This window comes from Geodermatophilus sp. URMC 64 (assembly GCF_053502555.1).
In genome coordinates this window covers 4904109-4927890 of sequence record NZ_CP199955.1, presented here as the reverse complement: position 1 = coordinate 4927890, position 23782 = coordinate 4904109, and the positions used below count along the sequence as shown (strand labels likewise).

The following is a 23782-nucleotide window of genomic DNA, read 5'->3' as shown; positions in this document are numbered from 1 at the left end:
GCCCCTGCGAGGGAGCCGGTCCCATGGTCACGAGGCGAGCACCGCCTGGACCCGCTCGAGCGCCGCGCCGAGCTGCGCGTCGATGCGCTGCGGGCCGGTCTCGGCGACCGCCCCGGCCCGCTCCACCGACGGGTCGCCGAGCACCGACACGTGCCCCGGCAGAGCCCCGAGCGCCTCGGCGGGGATCTCGGCCAGGTCGTCGGGGTGCACGCGGACGACGACGGGGCTGTCGCCCGGCGCGAGGGTGAGCGCCCGGCGGACGGCGTCCAGGCCGGGGGACTCGGCCAGCGCCAGCTCCCGGCCGAGGAGGTCCTCGACCAGCACGACGACGGCGGACAGGATCGACTCGCGGATGTCCTCGGCCACCGGCACCGCGGCCTGGTCGAGCTGGGTCACCGCGGCGCCGAGCGCGGCGGTCGCCGACACCAGCCGGCGCTCCCAGCGGGCCTGGACCTCGGCCAGCCGCTCGGCGGCCGCCCGCTCGGTCTGCGCGACGACCTCCTCGGCGGCGGCCAGCCCCTCGGCGTGGCCGGCCGCGAACCCCTCGGCCCGCGCCTGCTGCCGCAGCCGCTCCAGCTCCTCGGCGTAGACGTCGCCGAGCCGGAACGACGGCCGCCCCGTCACCGGCGCGTCGGCCGGGGTCTCCACCGGCACCGGCTGGTCGGCCGCCCGGCGGATCGTCGTCCGCCGGTCCTCGGGGGACGGCCCGGAGTCCCGGGACGGCTCCGGGCCCGCGAACGGAGCGGGGGCCTGGTACGGCATGACGTCCCGGTAGGACACCGCCCGGGCCGCGGAGGCGCCGCGCAGCAGCGCACCCTCACGCGACGAAGTCATCCTCGCCCCCTCGGCTGATGGTCAGGACGCCCTGCTCCTCGAGGGTGCGGATGACACCGACGACCTTGGCCTGGGCCTCCTCGACGGTGCGGGTGCGGACCGGGCCGAGCAGCTCGATCTCCTCCAGCAGGTTCTCGGCGGCGCGCTCGGAGAGGTTGCGGACCACCTTGTCCCGGACGTCCGGGCGCACACCCTTGAGCGCGGTGGCCAGGTCGTTGGCCTCGACCTCGCGCAGCACCAGCTGCAGGGAGCGGTCGTCGATCGTGACGATGTCCTCGAACACGAACATCTGGCTGCGGACCTGGTCGGCCAGCTCCGGGTCGGTGTTGTCCAGCCACTCGAGGATGGAGCGCTCGGTGGGCCGCGGGGAGCGGTTGATGATCTCGACCAGGGTCTCCACGCCGCCGACGGTGGTCATGTCCTGGTGGGCGAGCAGCGAGCCCATCCGGCGGCCCAGCTCCTCCTCGACCAGCCGCACCATCTCCGGTGACGTGCGGTCCATGGTTGCGATGCGGTGCGCCACCTCGGCCTGCTGCTCGGGGACGAACCCGGAGAGCACCTCGGCCGACTGCGCGGCGGTGAGGTGGGCGAGCACCAGGGCGATGACCTGCGGGTGCTCGTCCTTGAGGAAGGTGACCAGCTGGCGGACGTCGGCGTTGCGCAGCGAGGCGAACGGCACCTCGGTGTAGACGACGTTGAGCCGCGACAGGATGCCGTCGGCCTTGTCCTCGCCGAGACCCGCGGCCAGGATCTCGCGGGCGAACTCGACGCCGCCGCGGCCGACGAACCGCTGCGCGGTCATCATCTGGTGGAACTCGTTGAGGACGCCGTCGACGTCCTCCGGCTCCACCGCGTTGAGCCGCATGAGCTCGCGGGTGAGGGACTCGACCTCCCGCGGCCGCAGCTTGGCCAGCAGGATGCCGGCCTCCTCCTTGGTCATCTGGGCCAGGAAGACCGCCGCCTTGCGCAGCCCGGGCAGCTCCGGCCGCGCCGGCGCGTCCTGGGCGGTGGTCGCGGGCAGGTTCCCCGCACCGCCGCCCAGTCCGACGAGCTGTTCCACGGAGGCGATGCTCATCGGGTCGCTCCGCTCTGGTCCGTGCTCACGCCGACGCTCCTGACTTCGACTCGGACAGCCAGCCGCGCAGCATCGCCGCGACCTCGTCGGGCTTCTCCGCGACCATCGTGGAGATCTCGCTGCGCACCCGCTGGCGCTCGGCCGCCTCCAGCTCGAGGGCGGCGGTGTCGATGACCGGCGGCTCGTCACGGGTGCTCTGCACCCGCAGCCGCTCCAGCTCGGCGAGCATGTCGTCGGAGAGCTCGAGGGGCTCGTACTCCTCCTCGACCTCGCCGCGGCGGCGCGAGCGCAGCCAGACGAGCAGGATCACCAGCAGGATGCCCAGGCCGATGCCGCCGGTCTTGATCAGCGACCACATCTGCGCCTGCTGCTCGGCCTCCTTCGCGGCCTCGATCTCGGCGGCCGCCTGATCGGCGGCGGTGGTGTCGAACGGCATCGCGGCGACCGTGATCGCGTCGCCGCGCGCGGTGTCGAGGCCGACGGCGTTGCCGATGAGGGACTGGACCTGCTGCTGGTTGAGGTTGCCGGCGACGGTGCCGTCCATGACCACCGAGACGGTGAGCCGGTTGATCGTGCCCGGCGCGCTCTGGACGGTCTCGGTGGTGGTGTCGACGGAGTTGTTGACCGTCGACTCTTCCTTCTCGTAGCTGGAGGTGCCGCCGCCGGTGGTGGCGTCCGCCGTGTTCTCCGGCCCGAGCACGCCGCCCACGCCGGTGCCGTCGCCGGTGTAGGTCTCCGAGGAGGTGCTCTCCGAGACCGGGGGAGTGCCCTGGTTGTAGCTGTGCGTCTCCGACGTCGACTGCCGCTGCGACAGGTCGAGGTCGGCGCGCACCGAGACGACGGCGCGGTTGGGCCCCAGGACCTGGTCGAGGATCTTCTGCGCGTTGGCGGCGAGCCGGTTCTCGTACTCCTGCTCCATCTGCGAGCGCTGGTCGCCGGCCGCGGCGGTCAGCCCCGTGCCGGCCGCCGAGAGCACCTTGCCGCTGGAGTCGGCGACCGTCACGTCGGTCGGGTCCATGCCCTCGATGCTCGAGCTGACCAGGTTGGTGACCGCGTTGATCTGCTCGCCGGAGAGGTCGGTGCCGGCGGCGAGGTCGAGCAGCACCGAGGCGGTCGGCTTGCCCTGGTCCTCGACGAACACCTCGTCCTTGGGCAGCGCGATGTGGACGACCGCGGTGTTGACCCCGTCGATCGCCTCGAGCGTGCTGGCCAGCTCACCCTCGATGGCGCGCTGGTAGGTCACCTGCTGCTGGAACTCGCTGGTGGTGATGCCCTGCTCGTCGAGCAGCGCGTACCCGGTGTCCTGGCCGGCCGGCAGCCCCTTGCCGCTCATGGACAGGCGCAGGTCGTAGACCTGCTCGTTGGGCACCATGATCGTGCCGCCGCCGTCGGTGAGCTCGTAGGAGACGCCCTGGGCGTTGAGCTCGTCGACGATCGCCGAGGCGTCGGTCGAGGACAGGTTGGAGAACAGCGGGGAGTACGTGGGCGCGGTGATCCAGCTGTAGAAGTAGAACCCGCCGAGGACCAGCCCGACGGTCAGGAGGCCGATGACGACCTTCTGCCCGAGGCTGATCGTCGAGAGCACGGACCGGATCCGCGCCAACGGCCCGGCGAGCGCAGCAGGCATCAGACTTGCATCCTCATGATCTCGTTGAAGGCGTTGACCGCCTGGTTCTTGATCGTGACGACCATCTGCGTCGCCAGTGACGCCTCGTTGCTCGCGATCATGTAGTCGTGCACGTCCTGCAGGTCGCCGGTGGCGGCCTGCGTGGCGAGGTTGTCCGCCGTGGACTGCGCACCCTGCAGCTGGTCGAGCGACGAGGCGAGGACCGACGCGAAGTCGGCTCCGCTGCTGCTCGAGACCGCGGTCGCGCCGCCGATGCCGCTGGGCGCGGCCACGCCGGTGAACCCGGCGATCGAGACGCCGGGGATCGGGGAGGTCACGGTCAGCCCTTCCCGAGCTGCAGCGCAGCGGTGTAGGCGTCCTTGGCCCGCTCGATGACGGCGACGTTGGCCTGGTAGCCGCGCTGGGCCATCATCAGCTCGGTCATCTGGTCACCGAGGTCGATGTCCGGGTACTTCACGTACCCGTTCGCGTCGGCCAGGGGGTTGTCCGGCTCGTACACCAGCCGGCCCTCGCCGCTGCCGAACTTGACCCCGGCCACGCGCACGCCGCCGGAGCCCGAGCCGTAGTCGACGGCCTGGACGTCGACGAACCGCTCCTTGAACGCGTCCTCGTTGGTCGCCGAGACCGTGTTGATGTTCGAGATGTTGTCCGAGACGGCGTCCAGCCACTTGCGGTGCGCGAGCATGCCGGAGCCGGCGATGCTCATCGCGTCGAAGAGCGCCATGTCAGGTCGTCGCCAGCGCGTTGCGCAGCAGTGCGTACTTGCCGTCGAGCGCGTTGAGGGCCAGCTGGTAGCGCAGGCCGGTCTCGGTGGCGATGACGGTCTCGCTGTCCAGGTTCACGTTGTTGCCGTTGGTGTTCGTCGGCTCCAGCGACCGCGCCACGGTCCCGCCGGAGATCGACGGGGTGTCGCCGTTGGTGACGGCACTCTTCAGCGCGGTCTCGAAGTCGGTGCGGCCGGCGAGGAATCCCGGGGTGTTGACGTTGGCGATGTTGTCGGCAGTGACCCGCTGACGAGTGGCCAGGCCGGAGAGGGCGCTGTGCAGCGCCGTCATGGTGCGGTCCTCGATCAGCATGGGCCGGACCGCCGGCGGAAGGCGCAGGACGACACGAGGTACCTCCGGATACGCGGCATGGGCACCCGCGCGCGAGCGCGCAGGTGCAGGGTCCGCCGATCCGTGGCGAGACGTTGCTGTCCGTGCTCACCCCTCATCGGCACCCTGGGGTCCGCGACTGACCGAGCGGGCGGCACACGAGGGGGTGATGGTGCGTGCGGTGAACGCCGGGACCGGTGTGACTGCGCGTTACCGGCCGACGGCAGCACGGGGGAGCAGACAGCAGAACGCCCGGATCTCCGCGTGTGGCGGCGATCCGGGCGTTCTCGAGGGGGAGCGGTCAGGCGCGGGCGGCGGCCAGCCCGCTCTCGCGGACCCGGGCGCGGGCCCGGTTGTCCAGGGCCTGCCGCCAGGCGCCGACCCACTGCTCGGCGGTGTGCTCGGTCAGGTGCGCGGCGAGCACCTTCTCGCGCGCGGCCGCGGCCAGTTCACGGCGGCGGTCGGCGTCCTGGATCCCGACCGAGATCCACTTGGCCCAGTCCTTGGGCGCCTTCGCCGGCAGGCCCAGGCCGAGCCGCTCGTACTCAGGGGTGCGGGCGCGCACGCAGAAGACGCCGCGCGCGGAGTACTCCAGCGGCTTGAGCCAGCTCTTGCAGATGTTGAACCGGTCCATCCGCAGCGGTGCGACGCCGACGTCGAACTCCTCGCCCATCCGCGCGAGGTATTCGTCCGCGTCGTCCAGCCAGGCGATCTCCTCCGGCTCCTCGGCCAGCCCCAGCCGCGCGCGGGCGTCCCACTTCTGCCCGAGGACGGCGAAGCGGGCCTGGTCCCGGGCCCGGTCCAGAGCCTGACGCAGCCCCGACCCCATCTCCTGCAGGTCGTAGGGGTGGCCGAGCACGTTGCCGGTCCAGCCGACGGTGACCATCTCGGGCTCGCGCTCGTAGGCCGGCGGCAGCTCGACGATGCTGCGGTGGATGGCGTTCGGCACCACGACGCCGCGGCCGTGGGGCGCGTACTCCTCCAGCAGCGCGGGCGTGGAGGCGGTGACGAGGTCGGCCTCCCGGGCGCATTCGAGGAAGACGCGCCCCATCCCCTTGCGGACCAGGTTGTCGTGACCCATGTGGCCGTAGGGGACGCCGGAGAGGAGGTCGTCCACCTCGACGACCACGGCCACTCCCTTGGCCTTGAGGACGCGGATGGTCTGCAGCATGGCGGGCGTCTTGGGCAGCTGGAGGACCACGACGTCGGCGCCGCCGGTCTCGACGTCGGTCACCTCGGTGGCGCCGTCCGCCGTGGGTCGCACGGTCGTCGCGATGCCCAGGCTCGTCCGCACCTCGACGTCCGCGCCGGACTCCCTGACCGCGCGGGCGGGCTCGTTGATGCGGTAGTGGACCGAGCCGGGGCTGGCGGCCGAATAGGCGATGAGGACGCGCATGAGGACGGACCTTTCGATTGCCGGTGCTCCGGTAGTCATCGGCAGCCCGGCAGCCGAACGGGACGTGCGCGGGGCGACCGGCGCTCAGATCCCCTGGTCGAAGAAGGCCGCCACGGGGCGGCTGGGGCCGTAGGACATGCGTGCGGCGACGTCGCGCTGCCGCTGGCTCTGGGTGATCCGTTCGACCAGCCGCTCGGCGACCGCGAGCTGGTGCTGGAGCAGCCGGGCCGCCCGTTCCCGGAGCTCGTCGGGGAGCGGGCCCAGCGACGACGGGGGCACCCAGTCGGCCGACCGCCGCCCCCAGGCGGCGATCTCCTCGGCGCGGTCACGGGCGAGGGTCGCCTCGGCCTCGAGGACCTCACCTTCCAGGTCGTCCAGGACGGCGTGCCAGGTGCTCGACCGGGGGCTCCGGTCGGCGCCCGGCCGGCTCGTCATGCGGGGACCCCGGCGAGGGAGGCCGCGGCCTCCCGCCAGGCGTCACGCAGCGGCTCGACGACCTTGCGGCAGTCGCGCACGCGCCGCACGTCGCCCTTGAGGTTGGCCTGGATGAGCTCCTGCACCAGCCAGACGTAGAGGGCTGCCAGCCGGGGGCCGCCCTCCCAGACGTCCACCTTCAGCGTCGCCCGGAGCTCGAGGACGATCTCCTGGGCGTGCTGGATCTGCTCGCGCGCCGTCTCACGGTCGTTGCGGACCAGGGCGTCCTCACCGCGCTCGAGGTCGAGGGCCAGCCGGTCGTAGAGCATGACCAGCAGCTGCTGGGGCGACGCCGTGGCGACGCGGTCGCTCAGGTAGCGGGCGCGGAGGGAAGCGGTGCTCATCGGGAAGGGTCTCCTGGGGTTTCAGGGATCGGGACGGAGAGTCCGACGGAACGAAGATCAGCTGCTGGAGGAGGAGGACCACTTCGGCAGCGAGTTGATCTGGGAGGTGAGCCAGGTCGACTGGCTCTGCAGGGACGCCAGCGCCGACTCCATGGCGTTGAACTGCGCGGTCATCGTCTCCTGCCGCTTCTGCAGGCGGAGATCCCACGCGTCGATCTGGCTCTGGATGTCCTTGGCGCGGGTGTCCCGGCCGTTGGCCAGGGCGGTGATCACGCCGGCGGCCGAGTCGCTGGCCTGCTCGGCGAGGACCGACAGCCGGGCGGCGAGGCCGTCGACGTCGATCGTGTCGTCGGGGGTGTAGGCGACGTTGTCCGCACCGGCACCCGTCGCGCCGCTGAGCATGCTCTGGGCGAGTGCCGGGGTGGCGGACAGCGCGCTGGTGAACGCCGCGGCGTCGAAGGTGATGGTGCCGTCCCTGGTCAGCTGGATGCCGACCGTCGCGGGGGACTTGCCGCCGACGGCGGAGGAGACCTCGGTGAGGATCTTCCCGGCCAGTTGGGTCAGCGTCGCGTTGCCCTTGAGCGCCGCATCGCTGCCCTCGCTGCTGTCCGTCGTCTCCTTGACCTTGGCGATGGCGGCATTGGCGGCGTCGACCATCGCCTTCACCGCCGAGGTGATGGCGCCGGTGTCCGTGCCGACGGTGATCGTGGCGCTGGTGCCGGCCTGGCTGACGGTGAAGCTGGTGCCGTCCAGGACGCCGGTGAAGGTGTTCGTCGCCGACGTGGCGGAGATGGTCGAGGTGCCCGAGCCGTCCCCGATGACGATCTTCGCGTCCTGGCCGGTGACCAGGGCCGTGGTGAGGCCGCCGGGGGTGGTGTCCGAGTTGATCCGGAAGTTCTTGGCCGCCCCGGTGGCGTTCGACGTCACCTGGAGCTGGTAGCCGGAGCCGGTGTTGACCGCCGTGGCGGTGTAGCCGAGCGAGTTCTTGTTGATCGCCGAGACGGCGTCCGCGAGGGTGACCGTCCCGTCGCCGTCGGAGTCGGTCGGGGTGACCGACCCGAAGGTCGTGGTGCCGTCGGGGCTGGTGAAGGTGAGGGTCGCACCGAGGCCGAACGCCTCCGAGGTGCTGCCCCAGGTCTGGCTCGCGACGACCGAGTGCGCCTTGGCCAGCCGGTCGACGGTGAAGCTGAGGGTTCCGCTCTGCGCGCCGCCGGAGGCGGTGGCGGTCACCGTGGAGGAGGAGCTGGTGGCCTTCGCGGGCGTCCAGGCCGCGGCCTTGGTGAGCGCCTGGGCGGCGGAGCTGAGCCCGGCGAAGGCGGTGTTGACCTGGCGCAGGGCGCCGGCCTGGGTCTTGGTGTCGGCCAGCTGGCTCTTCAGCAGCGTCTGCGGCCGGGCCTCGATCTGCATCAGCTGGGTGATCATCGTGCTGTAGTCGATCCCCGAGGTCAGACCGGTGCCCATGCTCACGCCTGCCATGGCGGTTCCTCCTCTGTCGTCGGGGCCGGTGCTGCACGCAGTGAGGGGGGAGGCCGGGGCCTCCCCCCTCACCGGGTGGTGCTAGGTGGTGCGGAGCGCTATCAGCCCAGCAGCTTGAGGATGCTCTGCGTGGACTGGTTGGCCTGGGCCAGCATCGAGGTGCCGGCCTGGGTCAGGACCTGGGCGCGGGTGAAGGCGGTCATCTCCGCCGCCATGTCGGTGTCGCGGATCCGCGACTCCGAGGCGGTGGTGTTCTCGATGGCCACGTTCAGGTTGTTCACGGTGTGCTCGAACCGGTTCTGGATGGCACCCAGGTCGGCCCGCTGCGCCGACACGGCCTTGATGGCCGCGTCGATCTTCTTGATGCCGTCCGACGCGCCGGTGGCACCCGAGAACGTCGCGGTCGCCGCCGCCACCTCGGCCGCGGTGGAGGCGCCACCCGCCGCGTTGAGCGCCACACCGTTCGCGCCGGTGTAGCCGGTCACCGCGTCCTTGATCCCGAAGGTCAGGTTGTTGCCGGACAGGGCGAACGGGTCGGTGGTCACCCCGAAGGCGGCCTTCGCGGCCTTGTTGAGAGCCGCGAGGGCCTCGGTCGCGTTGGTGATCCCGTCGGCACCGCCGGCAGCGGCACCCGAGTAGTCGACGGAGCTCAGGTCGAGCGTCTTGCCACCGAAGCTGATCTGGCCGGTCAGGTCCTCGAACGACGCGGCGCTCGCCGCGAAGTTCGCCGCAGTACCCGAGTCGGCGGTGATGAGCAGGGAGGCCGACGCCGCCGAGGTGGCGTTGGTGGTGCTGACCTTGCCCGCAGCAGCACCGGCCGAGGCCGTGTACTTGCCGACGCCGGTGACGTCGACGCCGTCGACGCCGAGGCCCGCAGCGCTCATGGCCTTGCCGATGTTGACCGAGATGGTCTCTCCGGCGTTGGCCCCGACCTGGAAGGTGCCCTTGTAGTTGCCGTCCAGCAGCTTGGTGCCGTTGAACGTGGTGGTGTCGGAGATGCGGCTCAGCTCGGACTTGAGCTGCGTCATCTCCTTCTGGATGCTCGCCTTGGCGTCGTCGTTCAGGCTGCCGGAGCTGGAGGCCTGGACCGACAGGTCGCGCATCCGCTGCAGGATCGACGTGGTGGTGCTGAGCGCACCCTCAGCGGTCTGCACGACGCTGGTGCCGTCCTGGGTGTTGCGAACGGCCTGGGTCATACCGCCGATCTGCGAACGCAGACCCTCGGAGATGGCCAGACCGGCCGCGTCGTCCGCCGCCTTGTTGATGCGGTAACCCGAGGACAGCCGCTCCAGCGACTTGCCCATCGCGTTGTTGGTGGTGGACAGGTTGCGGTAGGCGTTCATCGCCGCAACGTTGGTGTTGACGCTCATGCCCATGGTGCTTCCTCCTTGGAATGGGGCATTTCCGGTGGCCCGCTGCGTCCGTGCTGCGGGGTGTTGCAGATCTGATTTCGGCGGGGACCCCCGTGGCCTTGAGGCGAATGGGCCGAAAGTTTCCGGAAACTCCGCCGATCAGGTCACGCGGGCTGCGCCGCCGGGCCGCGGCCCGGCACGACCGCCCAGGGGTTGAGCTGACGGGGGAGGGGGGACGCGGCCGCGCCCCGGCCGGCGACGCGGTCCACGTACATCCGCTGCTGGTTGCGGGCGCGCACGCCGCCGTCCGCCGGCACCGCGCGGCCCTCCCACACCTCGCTCATCGCGGCGTGCAGCAGGGTCAGAGCACGGGCGCGCATCTGCGAGACCCGGGAGAGGGTGACCCCCAGATCGGCCGCTATCTCGGTCAATGATTCGTCACCGAAGAAATTGCGCTCGATGACCTCGTCGAGCCGATCGGGAAGTGCCCGGATCGCTTCCTGCAGATGCCGGCTGCGCTCGTTGCGCAGCAGTGCCCGCTCCGGCGACTCGCCGGTGTCGGGGATGTCCAAGGAGCCGTTCTCGCCGCCGTGGTCGGCGTCGATGCTGACCATCACGGCACGGTGGACGTCGACCTGGAGGGCGTCGAGCTCGCCGGGGGCGACGCCGAGGCTCTCGGCCAGCTCCGCCTTCGTCGGCGGGCGCCCCAGGGAGATGGCGAGGGCGTCGGCGGCGGCGTCGGTGCGCCGGGCGGCGGCCCGGACGGAGCGGCTGGCCCAGTCCCCGCTGCGCAGCTCGTCGAGCACCGCGCCCTGCAGCCGGGCGAGCGCGTAGGTCGCGAACGACGCGCCGGCGGAGGGGTCGAAGCGGCGGGCGACCTCGACCAGGGCCACCTGGGCGCAGGAGATCAGGTCCTCGCGGCTGACGTGGCCGGGCAGCGAGATCCTCGAGGCGACCGCGTTCACCGCGAAGTGCGCCAGGGGCAGGTGCTCGGTCACGAGCGCGTCGACGTCACGCGCCGACCGCTGGTCGTGCGGCGGTCGGGTGCCGGGGCGTTCGGTCACCAGGGCACGGGCAGGTCTCACGCCGTTCTCTCTCGGCACGTTCCGGGGCCCATCGCACCGTCGTCGGCAGATTTCCTCCGGTCCTTGAGCGCTTCACCCGGTCGTGTCGCGATTTCGGCTTGAGCCCTTCCGCGGACGTGCCGATGCCCCTGTCGACAAGGCGAGAAGAGGAAGGCGGTGGAGAACGTGGACTACCAGCATCTGTCGACGTTGCTCTGGCGCGAGCAGGAGCTGCTCGACCTGCTGCTGTTCAAGGCCGAGGAGAAGCAGTACCTGATCCTCACGGGCAAGACCCGCTGGCTGGCGCGCATCGCGCACGAGATCGAGATCGTGCTCGACCAGCTGCGCACCCTGGAGGTCGAGCGGGCGGCGGCCACCGAGGCGCTCGCCGTCCACCTGGGCCTGGGCGCGAACCCGTCGCTGCGTCAGCTCGCCGAGAAGGCGCCGACGCCGTGGAACGACCTGTTCGCCAAGCACCACGAGGCGCTGCTGGTCCTGGTGACCGACCTGCGCAGCCTGTCCGACGCCAACCGCGAGCTGATCGAGGGCGGCATGGCCGTGCTCGGCGACGCCCTGCTCTCGGTGCGGACGCCGTCGGCCGGCACCTACGGGGCCACCGGCCGCGCGCAGACCGGCGGCTCCCGCGCGGTCACGCTGGACGGCGCCCTGTGAGCGGGACCTTCAGCGGGCTCAACACGGCGCGGACGGCGCTGTGGGCCCAGCAGCGGGCGCTGGACGTCACCGGCCAGAACATCGCCAACATCAACACCGAGGGCTACTCGCGGCAGCGGGCCGAGCTGCAGTCGCTCGGCGGCACCGCCGTCCCGGCGACCTACGCGGTCAGCAACAACGTCGGCGAGGGCGTCAGCGCGGAGAAGATCGCCCGGATCCGGGACGCCTTCCTCGAGGGGAGGGCGCAGACCGAGCAGGCGAGCACCGCCACCCTCACCGTGGCCGACGACACGCTGGCGCAGATCGAGCAGGCGTTCCGCGAGCCGGGCGACACCGGCATCCAGGCGCAGCTGTCGGACATGTGGGCGGCCTGGGGCGACGTGCACAACAACTCGACCGACCCCGGCGCGCGCAGCGAGGTGCTGCAGCGCACCGAGACGCTCGTCGCGGGGATCCGCACCACCCGGGCCGCGCTGGACCAGCAGTGGACCGACGACTACGAGAACCTCTCGACCCTGGTCGACGACGTGAACGCGACCGCGGCCTCCATCGCCGACCTCAACGTAGCGATCCGGCGGGCCACGCAGTCCGGCCTGCCGAGCAACGAGCTGGTCGACAAGCGGGACGTGCTGGTCCTGAAGCTGTCCCAGCAGGTCGGCGCGACCTCCAGCCCGGCCGAGGACGGCGGCATCACCGTGGCCGTCGGCGGGGCGACGCTGGTCTCCGGGGGCTCGACCCTGAAGCTCGCGCTGCTCGGGAGCAGCGACCCCGATGACCTGGCCGGCGACCCGCCGCGGATCGTCACCTCGCCCGGCACCATGCTCGTGCGGGCCGGCGGCACCGCCGAGGGCAAGCTGACCGCGATGACGTCGACCATCCCGCAGTACCGCACGTCGATCGACGACCTCGCCCGCCAGCTCGCGACCCAGCTCAACGACGTCCACGACGACGGCTACGACGACTACGGCGTCCAGGGCGGTCCCCTCCTGGACGACGGCAGCGGCGCCGCGACCGTCGACCTCACGGCGATCACCGCGGCGAACCTGACGATGCGGATCACCGACCCGCGCAAGCTGGCGGCGGCCTCGCTGGCGCCGGTGCCGGACCCGGCCGGCGGCATGGGCACCGTCGCGTCCGGGGACAACTCCAACGCCGACCGCATCTACCAGCTCGGCCTGACGTCGACCGGCACCGACGCCACCTACCGGAAGATGATCGTCTCGCTGGGCGTGGAGGCCGCGACGGCCACCAACCGGCTGACCACGCAGAGCGTCATCAGCAGCCAGGTGGACGCGTCGCGGGAGTCGGTCGCCGGGGTGAACCTCGACGAGGAGATGAGCAACCTGCTGCAGTTCCAGCACGGGTACGCCGCCGCCGGCCAGCTGGTCTCGGCGATCAACTCGATGCTCGACACGCTGATCAACATGGTGCGGTGACGTAGACGATGATGCGGATCACCCAGCGCGCGGTCGTCCAGACCAGCCTGCAGGGCCTGAACAGCAACCTGTCGGCGGTCGCCAAGCTGCAGCAGCAGCTCACCTCCGGCAAGACGATCAGCAAGCCCTCGGACTCGCCGACCGGGACGAACACCTCGCTGCAGACGAGGCAGGCGATCACCGGCAACGAGCAGTACGCCCGCAACATCACCGACGGCCAGACGTTCCTCGACGCGACCGACTCGGCGCTGCAGGACATGCTCGCCCAGGTCCGTCGCGTCCGGGACCTCACGGTCCAGGCGCTCAACGGCGGCGCGCAGTCCGCGCAGTCGCAGGAGGCGATCGCGACCGAGGTCGCCGGCATCCGGGAGAGCATGCTCGGCCAGGCCAACCAGGTCGTGCAGGGCCGGCCGCTGTTCGGTGGGGTGACCACCGGCACCCGGGCGTACGACGCGACGGGCGGCTACATCGGCATCGGCGGTGCCGGCGGGGTCGCCGTCCAGCCGCTGACCCGGCGCATCTCCGACGTCGAGACCCTCCGGGTGGACATCACCGGCCCCGAGGCGTTCGGGGACCCGGCCGGCGGCAAGGACCTGTTCTCCGTCGTCAACGCGGTCGTCTCCCACGTCGCGGACACGACGGCGCTCACCGACGACCTGAAGAACCTCGACACGGTCATCGACGGGCTGCTCGCCGCGGCCGCGGACGTCGGCACGCGCTCCACGCGCATGGAAACGGCCGGCCAGGTCAACTCCAGCCAGGCGCTGAGCCTGAAGACGCAGCTCTCCGCGACCGAGGAGATCGACCTGCCGAAGACGATCATGGAGCTGCAGATGCAGCAGGTCGGCTACCAGGCCGCGCTGCAGGCCACCGCCCAGGTGGTCCAGCCGACGCTGCTCGACTTCCTCCGCTGACCGAACAGGACCTGCCCCGATGACCCTGGCGCCGGCCGCGACCCTGCCCGCCTCCGTCGTGGTGCTCGGGCTGACCGAGCCGCTGCCCGGCTTCCCGCGCCACCGCGACTACGCCCTGGTCGCCGCGACCGACGGGCCGCTGTTCTGGCTGCAGTCGGTCGACCCCGACGGTCCGCGGTTCCTGGCCGTGCCCCCGGCCGCGTTCTTCCCGGACTACACCCCGTCCCTGCCCATGACCGTCTGCGCCGAGCTGGACCTGGAGGACCCGGCCGACGCACAGCTGTACTGCCTGCTGACCGTCCCCCGCGGGGACGTCGGCGCCGCCACGGCGAACCTCCGGGCTCCCGTGGTGGTCAACCCCGTCTCCGGCCGCGCCCGCCAGGTCGTGCTCGCCGACGGGGCCCATCCGATCCGGCGTCCCCTGCGCCGATAACGATGCTGGCGGCGGGAGTCGCCCCGCCTGCTCCGGCAGGCACGCAGTACCGAATGCCACGGAGGCCACCACAACCCATGGAGGGGTAACAGATGCTCACACTCACCCGGAGCGTCGGCGAGACGATCCGCATCGGCGACGACATCGAGGTGCACGTCGTCGAGGTGCGCGGCGGGACCGTCCGGCTGGGCTTCAAGGCCCCCCGCGAGGTCCCGATCCACCGCGAGGAGGTCTACCGGCAGATCGCCGAGGCGAACCTGCTGGCCGCCCAGGTGACCGCCGACAGCCTCGGCGCGCTGGCCGCCTTCGTGCCCACCGCGGTCGAGGACGCCGCGGCGCCGGAGGAGCAGCCCTCCGCCTGACAGATGTCGGGCGCGGGGTCCGGAAGGTTTGGCAGGCTTCGCCAGCGAGTCCCGGTCGCCGACCTCCCGGTCGTGCGACACGGGCAAGACCTGCTGAACCGGACCCCTCACAACTGCGTAGGACACGGCGAGTCTTGTGCCGCTGTCCGGCTCCTCATGCGGCAGATTTCCCCCAGGCACGGAACAGGGGGCGATCATCATGCAACGCAGTGTTACGGACGGCGCAGTCGCGGTCGACAACGAGACCGTGGTCGTGCACGTGCAGCTGCGGCCGCGCCGCGGCGCCACCCGCAAGTGCCTGGCGGCGCTGGCCGCACTGGCCGCGGAGCACGAGTCGGTCGCGTTCGCCGTCACCGGCGTCAGCAAGGACGACCGGGTCGTGCGGCTGACCGTCGGCGTCGAGCTGGGCCCGCGCACCGCGATCGCCAAGTTCTCGCCGCAGGCGCAGGAGGCCTACGCGTTCGTCAGCGCGATGTTCACCTCGCTGTACGACCACATGCCGGTCTACACCGCCGAGCCGAGCGCCGAGGAGCGCGCCGCGGCGGCCGCCCTGCTGGAGACGGCCGCCCGCGGCGCCGCGCAGCCGGTGCCCGCTCCGCGCGAGGCGCTGCTCGCCGAGCGCATCCCGGCCTGACCCGCCGCCTCTCCTCTCACCTCCTCTCTTCCCCACGCAGTGCCAGGAGTTCCGGTGTCCGATCGTGCGCTCTCCCCGTCCCGTTCCTCGTCCGCGACCGCGACCCGCGCCCCGCTCGTCTTCGGGGGCATCCCCGAGGCCGAGGGATGGGCGCTGGCGCCGATCACCGCCCGCGACCGCGTGCACTTCCGCACCGACCGCGAGCTGCCGCTCGAGGAGTTCCGGGACGACGCCCCCGACGGCGTGACGGTGAGCTACGACCAGGGCGACGGCCTCTACCGGGTCGACGGCGCCCCGGGATCGGCGTCCGTCCTCGCCGAGTGGGTGCGGGCGTGGTGCGCACGGCACGGCTGCACGACCGTGGGCCTGCGCGCCGAGACCGACGTCCGCCGGCGGACCCCGCGGGACCTGCCGGCGGACTTCCTCGCCGACCTCTGCCGGCACTACGGGCCGGTCAGCCTCAAGCGGCTGCAGCGCAACATGAGCACCATCCGCCTGCACCTGCCCGACCCCGACGACCTCGGCCAGCAGGTGTTCGAGTGGATCCTCAAGGCGGTCGGCCACTACGACGAGGCCAAGGGGGTCCCGTTCGGGGCCTTCCTCGCCACCCAGCTGTCCAAGTGGGTGCACGACCTGGGCCGCAACGCCCACGGCCGTACCGCGGCGGACACCGAGCACAAGCAGCAGAAGGCCATCGCGGCCTTCATCGCCGAGCACCAGCGGCGGCCCAGCGAGAAGGAGCTGGCCGCGTTCATGGGGCAGAGCGTGGCGACGCTGCGCCGCAACTCGCAGACGGTGGCGACCCTCAACGGGCTGCGCAACCTGCAGTCCCTCGACGGCGGCCCGGACACGACCGAGGTGCTCCTGCCGGACTCCTCCGAGGCGCCCGACGAGATCATGGGCGAGGCCGAGCAGACGCTGCTCTCGCACGCCCTCACCGCGGCCTGCGCGCCCGACCCGGAGGCGCGCCGGGACCAGCGGGCCGGCCAGCCCAACGTGCTGGGCTGGGCCACCTGGTACCTGACCACCTGGGGCGGGCGCACCAAGACCCAGCTGTCGGCGGAACTCAACACCTCGGTGCGGAACATGAACGTCTACGCCGACCGGGTCGAGAAGGCGCTGAAGGCCCGGCTGGCCGAGCTCTCCGACTGACGCCGCACGCACCCGTCGCCCCTCGGGCCCTCTCCGGAAACCTCGGAGAGGGCCCGACCGGTTCGCGGCGGGGACGAGCCGAGCGGTTACGGGAATCGGCCGCAGATGCTGTCGGAAATCGCCCGTGACCCGGGTCGATGGGGCGACCCCACTGCCGATATCCAAGCCGTGACACCGTGCCCGACTCCCAGCCGCTGCACAGCAGCCGGGACGCCGGGCCGTCCGGTGGGGGTGCGCCGGTGAGCGCGCTGCCCGCCGAGGAATCGCTTCCCGTCCTCGTCCCGCACTGGCTGACCGGCGCCCACCGGGCCGAGCTGGCCGCCGCGGTGGGGGAGGCGCTGGCCACCTGCCCCGTGCACCCGGTCGCCGCGATCCACCTGCAGGACGTGCTCACCGAGCTGCACGTCGCCGCGGCCCGCGACGCGGTCTGGCCGGCGTCGGCGGCCCGGGTGCGCCTGGCCACCGGCTGGGACGCCGACGTGCTGGCGGTCCGGCTCTCGGCCGCGGAGGTGGCCAGCGTGCTCGCCGTCCCCGGCCTGCCGGACGCGCTGCGTTCCGTGCTGGGCGGGGGAGCCGCCTGATGGGCAGCCCCTTCGGCCGCTCCTCGCTCGGCCTGCTGCAGCGGCGGCGGGCCGAGCCGGTCAGCGTCGAGGACCTGCGCGAGGCCGCCGACGCCGTCCTGCCGGAGCTCGCCACGGCGGCGCTGCGGATCTCGGTGCTCGACCGGGCGGTCGTCCTCGAGGAGCGCGAGCGGCGGGTGCGGGCGCACCTGGCCGACCTCGCCGCGGACATGACCGACGCCGGCGTCCGCGCGACGCCGGGGGACATCGCCGCGGCGCTGTCGACCTGGGTGGCGCACCGGCCGGTGACCGACGCCGCCGCGGCGGCCGAGGGTGTCGCCGTCCTCGACTGGACCGACGCGCGGGAGACCGCCGTCGGCTGGCGGGTCGTCGTCCGGCGGGGGGACCTGCTCGTGCCGTGGACGCCGTCGCCGTCCGCCGACGCCTCCCTCGTGCACCGGACCCGGTCGGCCGCGACCGGCCGCGCGCACGCCGTCGAACTCGACCTGCGGATCGAGGGCCCGGTCGGGCTCTGGTCGCACCCCACGGCGCCGCTGCTGGCCACGGCCGCGCTGGTCGCGCCCGAGCGGATGATCGAGCGCCTCGCTTCCGCCGGGCTCGACCTGCGCGAGATGTCGGTGGTCGTGACGCCGCGCCGTCCGGTCGCCTGCGCCGGGGCCGGCGTCGCCGCGCGCCTGGCCGGGGAGACGGGGGAGGCCCGCGTGGTCCTGCCCTGGCGCTCCCTCGCCGACCTCCCCTGGTAGAAGGACCCCACTGCCCCCCACCGCTCGCAAGCTCGCGGCGGGACCCTGCAGCGGGGCCTCAGCCGTAGCGGGGGCTTTAGTCGAAGACGCCGAACTCCCAGTGCCAGGGTTCCGGCTTCTCCGCGCCGGGGCGGGCCCAGGGCGGGTTGACGAAGCCGAAGCGGCCGGCGTTGGCCTGCATCCAGGTCCACTGCGGGCTGCCGGCGATGTTCACGCCGCCGCACAGGTCGACCGCCAGCGCCCAGCCGTGGTTGGACGTGCCCGGCCACGCGGCCAGGCGCGGCTTGGCCCGGTAGGCGGCCAGCTGGGCGGTGTAGGACCGGTAGGAGTCCGTGATGCACAGCGGGGTGCCGAACGCGGCCCGGAACGCGTCGCTCAGCGCGGCGTAGGAGGCCGCGGCGTCGCAGCGCAGCGTGTGCCCGGCCACGCCGAGGCGGCACAGCGCCGACGCGGGGATCCGTCCGTTGGCGTAGCCGCCCCACGCGGGGTCCACCCTGCCGGGCGGCGGCAGCGGAGCACCGCAGGCGCCCATGCCGGCGGCCGGGGTCAGCGCCGCGTTCGGCTGGTCCGGCGACGGCAGGGTCGCGCGGACGGCGTGGACGTCGGCGCCGAGCGAGCGCACCGCCACCGAGAAGCCGCCGGCCGAGGCGCCGACGACCTCGCCGGCACCGAGGTAGATGCCGACGTCCTGGCCGCCGTCGGTGACGACGAGGTCGCCCACCTGCAGCTGCGCCACGGGGACGGCGGCGCCCGTGGTCCACTGCTCGGCCGGGGTGACCGGCAGGGCGTAGCCGGCGAGCAGCCAGGAGGCCGCGGTGAACCCGCCGCAGCCGTAGGTGTCGGGGCCGGTGGCGCCGGCGACGTAGCCCTTGCCGAGCTGGGACAGCGCGGAGCTGACCGCGGCGACCGTCTCGGCCGGCAGCACGGTGACCGGGCTGCTGCCGATGACCGCCCACGCCACGCCGGGGACCGGCTGCCCCTGGTCGTCCAGAGCGGGGGAGAAGCCGGCCGGGAGGTCGCCGGGGTCGGCGAGCTCACGGGCGGACGGGGGGTCGATGCCGGCCGCGTCGAGCCGGGCGAGGTAGTCCTGCCAGCGGTGCAGCGCGGCGGCGTTGCGGTCCTGCTGCGGTCCGGCGACCGGGGTGCTGAGCCCGGCGAGAGTCAGCGTCACCTCGGTGCTGAGCCCGTCGACCTCGGCGCGCACGTCCGCCAGTTGCGCGGCCGCGCGGCGCTGGGCGACGCGCAGAGCCGCCTCGGCGGCGGCGACGTTCGCGGCGGCGGCCTCGGCGGCGGCATCGCTGCGCTCGGCGCGCACGACCGCGCCCTCCAGCGCCTCGTCGGCGCGGGCGGCCAGCGCCTGCCGGTAGAGGGCGCCGGCCGTGGCGTCGGGGTCGGTGAGGTTCAGGTCCAGCAGGGGGTACCGGCCGGTCGCCGAGCTGCGGTAGAGGTCCGCCGCGGAGCTGCCGACCACCGACTGCTCGGTGGCGACCCGGGCGCGGGCCTCCTCCTCGGTGGTGCGGGCCGCGGCCAGCTCGGCGCGGCGCTGGGTGACCTGCTGCTCCAGCTGCCGGTAGCGGCCGGCCGCGTCGAGCAGCGTGGTCTGCGCGGTGAGGGCCAGCGAGGTGGCGTCGGTGGGACCGGTGGCGCCGTGCGGAGCGCCGGCCGGCAGCAGCAGCGCGAGGACCGCGGGGACGGCGAGCGCGCTCACCGTGACGGCGAAGCGCCGGGCCCAGCGGCGGCGGGTCAGCCGGCGCTGCGCCCTGCGGGCCTCGCGCGCGGCACGGGTCCGCGGCTTGCGGGCGGCGGGCTTGCGGGCGGCGGGCTTGCGGGCGGCGGGCTTGCGGGTGGTGGCCGTTCCGGCGGCGGTGGTGCGGCGGACCGGTCGGTTGCCGGCAGCGGGAGCGGGACGGCCCTCGGCGGCCGCGCGCTCGGCGAGCAGCCGGCGCAGCGCCTGCGCCTCGGCGGCGGAGAGAACCGGCCGCGCCGCGGCACCGGACGTGGCGGCTCGGGTCCGGGCGGAGGGCGCGGTCGCGCGCGTGCCGGGCACAGCGTCCCCCCGGGGTCTCGTCGTCCGGACTGGCCGGCTCCGGCTGCGGGTCGCAGCGGAGCGCTAGCCGTCCATCGACGTCGCGGGGGAGGCGCAGGAGGGGGAGGCGGGGCGGGCTCACCCCACGGGGGGAGGGTGAATCTCGGCCGATGTCGCCCGATCGGTGGACCGGGAGGTCAGGGCGCCCACCAGGCGCCGTGCCGGTGGACCAGCGGGATGCGCAGCTCGCCGCCGTCCTCGGTGGAGACGACGAACTCGAGCTTGGTGATCCGCACCGGCTTCCCGTCGTCCTCGGGCTCCAGCACGTTGCCGGTCGCCAGGGGGATCGGCGGCAGCATGAGGACGTCCTCGGCGGGCGGTTCGGCCATGGACGGTCCTCCAGGAGATGCGCGAGCGGATCCACCGTAGGGGCCCCGGACCAGCGGGGACACGGGCGCGGACGCGCCACGGGGCCGGCGTCCGCGACGCCGGCCCCGTGCGGTTCGGACTAGCGCTTCTCGACCTCGACGAAGTCGCGCTCGGTCGCGCCGGTGTACACCTGCCGCGGCCGGCCGATCTTCGTCGCCGGGTCGTTGATCATCTCCCGCCACTGCGCGATCCAGCCGGGCAGCCGGCCGAGGGCGAACAGCACGGTGAACATCCGGGTCGGGAAGCCCATCGCCCGGTAGATCAGGCCGGTGTAGAAGTCGACGTTCGGGTAGAGCTTGCGCTGGACGAAGTACTCGTCCTTGAGCGCGATCTCCTCCAGCTGCTGGGCGAGGTCGAGCAGCTCGTTGTTGCCGCCCAGCTTGCCGAGGATCGTGTCGGCGGTCCGCTTCACGATCGCCGCGCGCGGGTCGTAGTTCTTGTAGACCCGGTGGCCGAAGCCCATGAGCTTGACGCCGGGCTCCTTGTTCTTCACCCGCTCGACGAAGCGCGGGATGTCCCCGCCGTCGCGCTGGATGGCCTCGAGCATCTCCAGCACCGACTGGTTGGCGCCGCCGTGCAGCGGGCCGAACAGCGCGTTGATGCCGGCCGAGATCGAGGCGAACAGGTTGGCCTGCGAGGAGCCGACCAGGCGCACGGTGGACGTCGAGCAGTTCTGCTCGTGGTCGGCGTGCAGGACGAAGAGCATGTCCAGCGCCTTGACCATGTCGGGGTCGACCTCGTAGGGCTCCGCGGGGAAGCCGAAGGTCATGCGCAGGAAGTTCTCGACCAGCCCGCAGGAGTTGTCGGGGTAGAGGAACGGCTGGCCCACCGACTTCTTGTAGGCGTAGGCCGCGATCGTCGGCAGCTTGGCCAGCAGCCGCACGGTCGACAGCTCGACCTGTTCGGGATTGAACGGGTCGAGCGAGTCCTGGTAGAAGGTCGACAGCGCGCTGACCGCCGAGGACAGCACCGGCATCGGGTGCGCGTCGCGCGGGAAGCCGTTGAAGAACATCTTCAGGTCTTCGTGCAGCAGGGTGTGCCGGCGGATCCGCTGGTCGAAGGACTCCAGCTCGTCGGCGGTGGGCAGTTCGCCGTAGATCAGGAGGTAGGTGACCTCCAGGAAGCTGGACCTCTCGGCGAGCTGGTCGATCGGATAGCCGCGATAGCGAAGGATGCCGGCGTCCCCGTCGATGTAGGTGATCGCCGACGTGCACGACGCCGTGTTGACGAAGCCGATGTCGAGCGCGACCTGGCCGGTCGTCGACAGCAGCTTGCTCGTGTCGATGCCGTCGGCGCCCTCGGTGGCGCGCACGACGGGCAGGGGCAGTTCTCCACCGGGGTAGCGCAGGGCTACATCTGTCTCGCTCATCAACCGCCGACGCTACTGCTAACTCCCCCCGGATCGCGCGCCGGGCCGCCCGCCGTCACCGCCGGACCGGGAGCTCACCGGACGGGGGCGCCGTCCACCTCCGCCGCGGCGAGGAAGGCGTCGTACTCCCGGAAGTAGTCGGCCTCGTCGTAGCGCTCCGAGGCCAGGCACAGCGCGACGCTCCCGCTGGAGAAGTTGTCCAGCTCGTGCCACACCATCGGGGGCAGGTAGAGGCCGTAGTAGGACCGGTTGAGGGAGAACCGGTCGGTGCGCACGCCGTCGTCGACCACGACGTCGAAGCTGCCCGCCGCGGCGATGATCACCTGCTCCAGCGCGCGGTGGGCGTGGCCGCCCCGGGACTCACCGCCGGGCACGTCGTAGAGGTAGTAGACCCGCCGGACGTCGAAGGGCAGGTGGCGGCCGCCCTCGAGGGCGGTCAGGTTGCCGCGCGGGTCCTGGACCCGCGGGAGCTCGACGATGCGGCAGCCCTCGCCCGGCCCGACGGGGAGCCAGTGGTCGGTCGCGCGGCGGCCGGAGCGGGGGAGCAGCGGCTGCGGCGCGGCGGCCGGGCTCTCGAGGGTGGACACGTCTCCGGAGGACACGGTGGTCGGCTCCATTCTCGTTCCCGCCGGCCGGCGGAGTGGCTGGATGTGCGGAGGCGGCACGCGCTCAGGCGCACCGGCGGATCGCGTCGCAGACGCGGTCCACCTCCGCGTCGGTCAGGTACGCGAAGCAGGGCAGGCTGATGACCTCCGCGCAGGCGCGCTCGACCTCGGCGACCCCCGTCGGCCCGGGCCGGGCGCCCAGCGGCGCCTGCACGTGGTCGGGCACCGGGTAGTGGACGGCGGTCGCGACCCCCAGCCCGGCCAGCCGGGCGGCGAGGTCGTCGCGACGGCGGTGCCGCCCGACCGCCAGGTGGCCCACGTCCCCCGCCGCCGGTGCGGGCAGCTCGAGCGACGTGCCCACCGCGGCGGCGGCGTAGGCGGCGACGATCGCGCGGCGCCGGGTGTTCCACGCGTCGACGTGCGGGAGTTTGACCCGCAGCAGCGCCGCCTGCAGCTCGTCGAGCCGGGAGTTGCGGCCGCCCTCGGTCCCGACCACGTAGCGCTCCGACCAGCCGTACTGGCGCAGCGCCCGGACCCGCTCGGCCGTCTCCGCGTCGCGGCAGGTCACAGCGCCGCCGTCGCCGAGGGCACCGAGGTTCTTGGTCGGGTAGAAGCTGAAGGTGCCGACGTCCCCGAGCGTGCCGCAGCGGCCGCCCGCGCCGTCCGCGCCGATCGCCTGCGCGCAGTCCTCGACGATCGCGACGGAGGCGGGCAGCGCCCCGCGCAGCGCGGCGACGTCGGCCGCTCGCCCGTACAGGTGGGTGACGACGACGGCGGCGGTGCGGTCGGTGCACGCCGCCGCTGCGCTGGCCGGATCGAGCAGCAGCGTGCGGGGGTCGACGTCGGCGACGACGACGTCCGCGCCGATCAGCCGGGCGGCGGCCGCGGCGTAGCCCCCGGCGTTGCCCGCGGTCACCACCTCGCGGCCGGCGCGCACCCCCACGGCGCGAAGCGCGATCTCGAGGGCGTCCGTCCCGTTCGCCACCCCGACGGCGTAGGGCGCCCCCAGGTAGCCGGCGAGGTCGCGCTCGACGGCGGCGTGCTCGGCGCCGTGCACGTAGTGCCCGCCGCGGAGCACCGCCAGCGCCGCGGCCTCGAGCTCCTCCTGCAGCGCGCGGTACTCGCGCGCCGTCTCGTTGAACGGCACCGTCCCGGTGAGGACCCCGGTCACGGGCGCTGCTGCCCGTGGACCGCGCGCAGGAACTCGTCGTGGTCCCGGTAGTAGTCGGCCTCGTCGTAAGGGGTCGAGGCGAGGACCAGCGAGACGCTTCCGCTGGAGAAGTTCTCCATCTCCCGCCAGACCATCGCGGGCACGTAGAGGCCGTAGTAGGACCGGTTCAGGGAGAAGCGCTCGACGTCGTGCCCGTCGTCGACCACCACGTCGAAGCTGCCCGCTACGGCGATGATCAGCTGCTGCAGTTCGCGGTGCGCGTGCCCGCCGCGGGTCTCCCCGCCCGGGACGTCGTAGAGGTAGACCACCCGCGCGATGTCGAAGGGCACGTGCGCGCCGCCCTCGAGGAAGGTCAGGTTGCCGCGGGGGTCGGTGACCCGGGGGAGGTCGACGATCCGGCACCCGGCGCCCTCGCGCCGCGCGGACGGGTGCCAGTCGCCGGCCCGGCGGCCGGTCGAGGGAGACCGGCGGTCGTGGGGGGCCGCGGGATGCGGCGCGGCCTGCGAGGTGGTCATCTGC

The 23782-nt window shown here is 73.0% G+C and carries 27 protein-coding genes; 9 read left to right on the top strand and 18 right to left on the bottom strand.

Features of this window, described 5'->3' with window-relative positions:
* Nucleotides 1-27: 27 nt before the first annotated feature.
* The 12 genes from ACWIYF_RS24160 to ACWIYF_RS24105 form a co-directional block, all read right to left on the bottom strand.
* The gene (locus ACWIYF_RS24160; RefSeq protein WP_448625362.1) at nt 28-834 is read right to left on the bottom strand and encodes a FliH/SctL family protein; all 807 of its coding nucleotides are present in this window, start codon (nt 832-834) and stop codon (nt 28-30) included.
* Nucleotides 818-1909: a flagellar motor switch protein FliG gene (fliG, locus tag ACWIYF_RS24155; RefSeq protein WP_448625361.1), complete on the bottom strand. Its 1092-nt coding sequence runs from the start codon at nt 1907-1909 to the stop codon at nt 818-820. The genes ACWIYF_RS24160 and fliG overlap by 17 nt, the downstream gene beginning before the upstream one ends.
* A gap of 25 nt (nt 1910-1934) precedes the next feature.
* Nucleotides 1935-3536 carry a flagellar basal-body MS-ring/collar protein FliF gene (gene fliF / locus ACWIYF_RS24150; protein WP_448625360.1) on the bottom strand — a complete coding sequence of 534 codons (1602 nt, stop codon included), beginning with the start codon at nt 3534-3536 and terminating at the stop codon, nt 1935-1937.
* A complete protein-coding gene (gene fliE / locus ACWIYF_RS24145; protein WP_448625359.1) occupies nt 3536-3853 on the bottom strand; it encodes a flagellar hook-basal body complex protein FliE in 318 nt (105 codons plus the stop codon). The genes fliF and fliE overlap by 1 nt, the downstream gene beginning before the upstream one ends.
* Before the next feature lie 2 nt (nt 3854-3855).
* Nucleotides 3856-4260, bottom strand: coding sequence for a flagellar basal body rod protein FlgC (gene flgC / locus ACWIYF_RS24140; RefSeq protein ID WP_448625358.1), 405 nt, complete (start codon nt 4258-4260; stop codon nt 3856-3858).
* A gap of 1 nt (nt 4261) precedes the next feature.
* Nucleotides 4262-4612 carry a flagellar basal body rod protein FlgB gene (flgB, locus tag ACWIYF_RS24135; RefSeq protein WP_448625357.1) on the bottom strand — a complete coding sequence of 117 codons (351 nt, stop codon included), beginning with the start codon at nt 4610-4612 and terminating at the stop codon, nt 4262-4264.
* A gap of 319 nt (nt 4613-4931) precedes the next feature.
* On the bottom strand, nt 4932-6026 hold the full coding sequence (locus ACWIYF_RS24130) for a glycosyltransferase family protein (RefSeq protein WP_448625356.1): 1095 nt from the start codon (nt 6024-6026) through the stop codon (nt 4932-4934).
* 84 nt (nt 6027-6110) lie between these two features.
* Nucleotides 6111-6461, bottom strand: coding sequence for a hypothetical protein (locus ACWIYF_RS24125; RefSeq protein ID WP_448625355.1), 351 nt, complete (start codon nt 6459-6461; stop codon nt 6111-6113).
* A complete protein-coding gene (gene fliS, locus ACWIYF_RS24120) occupies nt 6458-6844 on the bottom strand; it encodes a flagellar export chaperone FliS (protein WP_448625354.1) in 387 nt (128 codons plus the stop codon). The genes ACWIYF_RS24125 and fliS overlap by 4 nt, the downstream gene beginning before the upstream one ends.
* A 57-nt stretch (nt 6845-6901) precedes the next feature.
* Nucleotides 6902-8320, bottom strand: coding sequence for a flagellar filament capping protein FliD (gene fliD, locus ACWIYF_RS24115; protein WP_448625353.1), 1419 nt, complete (start codon nt 8318-8320; stop codon nt 6902-6904).
* A 101-nt stretch (nt 8321-8421) separates the two neighbouring features.
* On the bottom strand, nt 8422-9690 hold the full coding sequence (locus tag ACWIYF_RS24110; RefSeq protein ID WP_448625352.1) for a flagellin N-terminal helical domain-containing protein: 1269 nt from the start codon (nt 9688-9690) through the stop codon (nt 8422-8424).
* Between the two features lie 146 nt (nt 9691-9836).
* Nucleotides 9837-10736, bottom strand: coding sequence for a sigma-70 family RNA polymerase sigma factor (locus ACWIYF_RS24105; RefSeq protein WP_448625351.1), 900 nt, complete (start codon nt 10734-10736; stop codon nt 9837-9839).
* Between the two features lie 186 nt (nt 10737-10922).
* Here ACWIYF_RS24105 and ACWIYF_RS24100 point away from each other — a divergent pair, with 186 nt between their 5' ends.
* The 9 genes from ACWIYF_RS24100 to ACWIYF_RS24060 all read left to right on the top strand — a co-directional run bounded on the left by ACWIYF_RS24100 (nt 10923) and on the right by ACWIYF_RS24060 (nt 17663).
* Nucleotides 10923-11408, top strand: coding sequence for a flagellar protein FlgN (locus tag ACWIYF_RS24100; RefSeq protein ID WP_448625350.1), 486 nt, complete (start codon nt 10923-10925; stop codon nt 11406-11408).
* Nucleotides 11405-12844, top strand: coding sequence for a flagellar hook-associated protein FlgK (gene flgK / locus ACWIYF_RS24095; protein ID WP_448625349.1), 1440 nt, complete (start codon nt 11405-11407; stop codon nt 12842-12844). The genes ACWIYF_RS24100 and flgK overlap by 4 nt, the downstream gene beginning before the upstream one ends.
* An 11-nt stretch (nt 12845-12855) precedes the next feature.
* Nucleotides 12856-13758, top strand: a complete 903-nt coding sequence (gene flgL, locus ACWIYF_RS24090; RefSeq protein WP_448625348.1) for a flagellar hook-associated protein FlgL — start codon at nt 12856-12858, stop codon at nt 13756-13758.
* A 19-nt stretch (nt 13759-13777) separates the two neighbouring features.
* Entirely contained in the window at nt 13778-14191 is a 414-nt protein-coding gene (gene fliW / locus ACWIYF_RS24085) for a flagellar assembly protein FliW (RefSeq protein ID WP_448625347.1), read from the top strand.
* A 92-nt stretch (nt 14192-14283) separates the two neighbouring features.
* Nucleotides 14284-14553, top strand: a complete 270-nt coding sequence (csrA, locus tag ACWIYF_RS24080) for a carbon storage regulator CsrA (RefSeq protein WP_448625346.1) — start codon at nt 14284-14286, stop codon at nt 14551-14553.
* Nucleotides 14554-14752: 199 nt separating this feature from the next.
* On the top strand, nt 14753-15187 hold the full coding sequence (locus tag ACWIYF_RS24075) for a hypothetical protein (RefSeq protein WP_448625345.1): 435 nt from the start codon (nt 14753-14755) through the stop codon (nt 15185-15187).
* A gap of 54 nt (nt 15188-15241) precedes the next feature.
* Nucleotides 15242-16339 carry a flagellar biosynthesis protein FliA gene (locus tag ACWIYF_RS24070; protein WP_448625344.1) on the top strand — a complete coding sequence of 366 codons (1098 nt, stop codon included), beginning with the start codon at nt 15242-15244 and terminating at the stop codon, nt 16337-16339.
* A 176-nt stretch (nt 16340-16515) separates the two neighbouring features.
* A complete protein-coding gene (locus ACWIYF_RS24065; RefSeq protein ID WP_448625343.1) occupies nt 16516-16920 on the top strand; it encodes a hypothetical protein in 405 nt (134 codons plus the stop codon).
* Entirely contained in the window at nt 16920-17663 is a 744-nt protein-coding gene (locus tag ACWIYF_RS24060) for a hypothetical protein (RefSeq protein ID WP_448625342.1), read from the top strand. The genes ACWIYF_RS24065 and ACWIYF_RS24060 overlap by 1 nt, the downstream gene beginning before the upstream one ends.
* Nucleotides 17664-17739: 76 nt before the next feature.
* On the opposite strand, the gene ACWIYF_RS24055 is transcribed toward ACWIYF_RS24060, so the two are convergent.
* The 6 genes from ACWIYF_RS24055 to ACWIYF_RS24030 all read right to left on the bottom strand — a co-directional run bounded on the left by ACWIYF_RS24055 (nt 17740) and on the right by ACWIYF_RS24030 (nt 23778).
* Complete coding sequence (locus tag ACWIYF_RS24055; protein WP_448625341.1) at nt 17740-19710, bottom strand: NlpC/P60 family protein; 1971 nt, start codon at nt 19708-19710, stop codon at nt 17740-17742.
* Between the two features lie 176 nt (nt 19711-19886).
* Nucleotides 19887-20078 carry a hypothetical protein gene (locus ACWIYF_RS24050; protein ID WP_448625340.1) on the bottom strand — a complete coding sequence of 64 codons (192 nt, stop codon included), beginning with the start codon at nt 20076-20078 and terminating at the stop codon, nt 19887-19889.
* A 119-nt stretch (nt 20079-20197) separates the two neighbouring features.
* Nucleotides 20198-21487 (bottom strand): citrate synthase, encoded by a 1290-nt coding sequence (locus tag ACWIYF_RS24045; protein ID WP_448625339.1) that lies wholly within the window; start codon nt 21485-21487, stop codon nt 20198-20200.
* A gap of 74 nt (nt 21488-21561) precedes the next feature.
* A complete protein-coding gene (locus tag ACWIYF_RS24040; RefSeq protein WP_448625338.1) occupies nt 21562-22074 on the bottom strand; it encodes a sugar 3,4-ketoisomerase in 513 nt (170 codons plus the stop codon).
* Nucleotides 22075-22156: 82 nt separating this feature from the next.
* Nucleotides 22157-23263, bottom strand: a complete 1107-nt coding sequence (locus ACWIYF_RS24035; RefSeq protein WP_448625337.1) for a DegT/DnrJ/EryC1/StrS family aminotransferase — start codon at nt 23261-23263, stop codon at nt 22157-22159.
* Nucleotides 23260-23778, bottom strand: a complete 519-nt coding sequence (locus ACWIYF_RS24030; protein ID WP_448625336.1) for a sugar 3,4-ketoisomerase — start codon at nt 23776-23778, stop codon at nt 23260-23262. Before ACWIYF_RS24030 ends, ACWIYF_RS24035 begins: the two co-directional genes overlap by 4 nt.
* Nucleotides 23779-23782 lie beyond the last annotated feature (4 nt).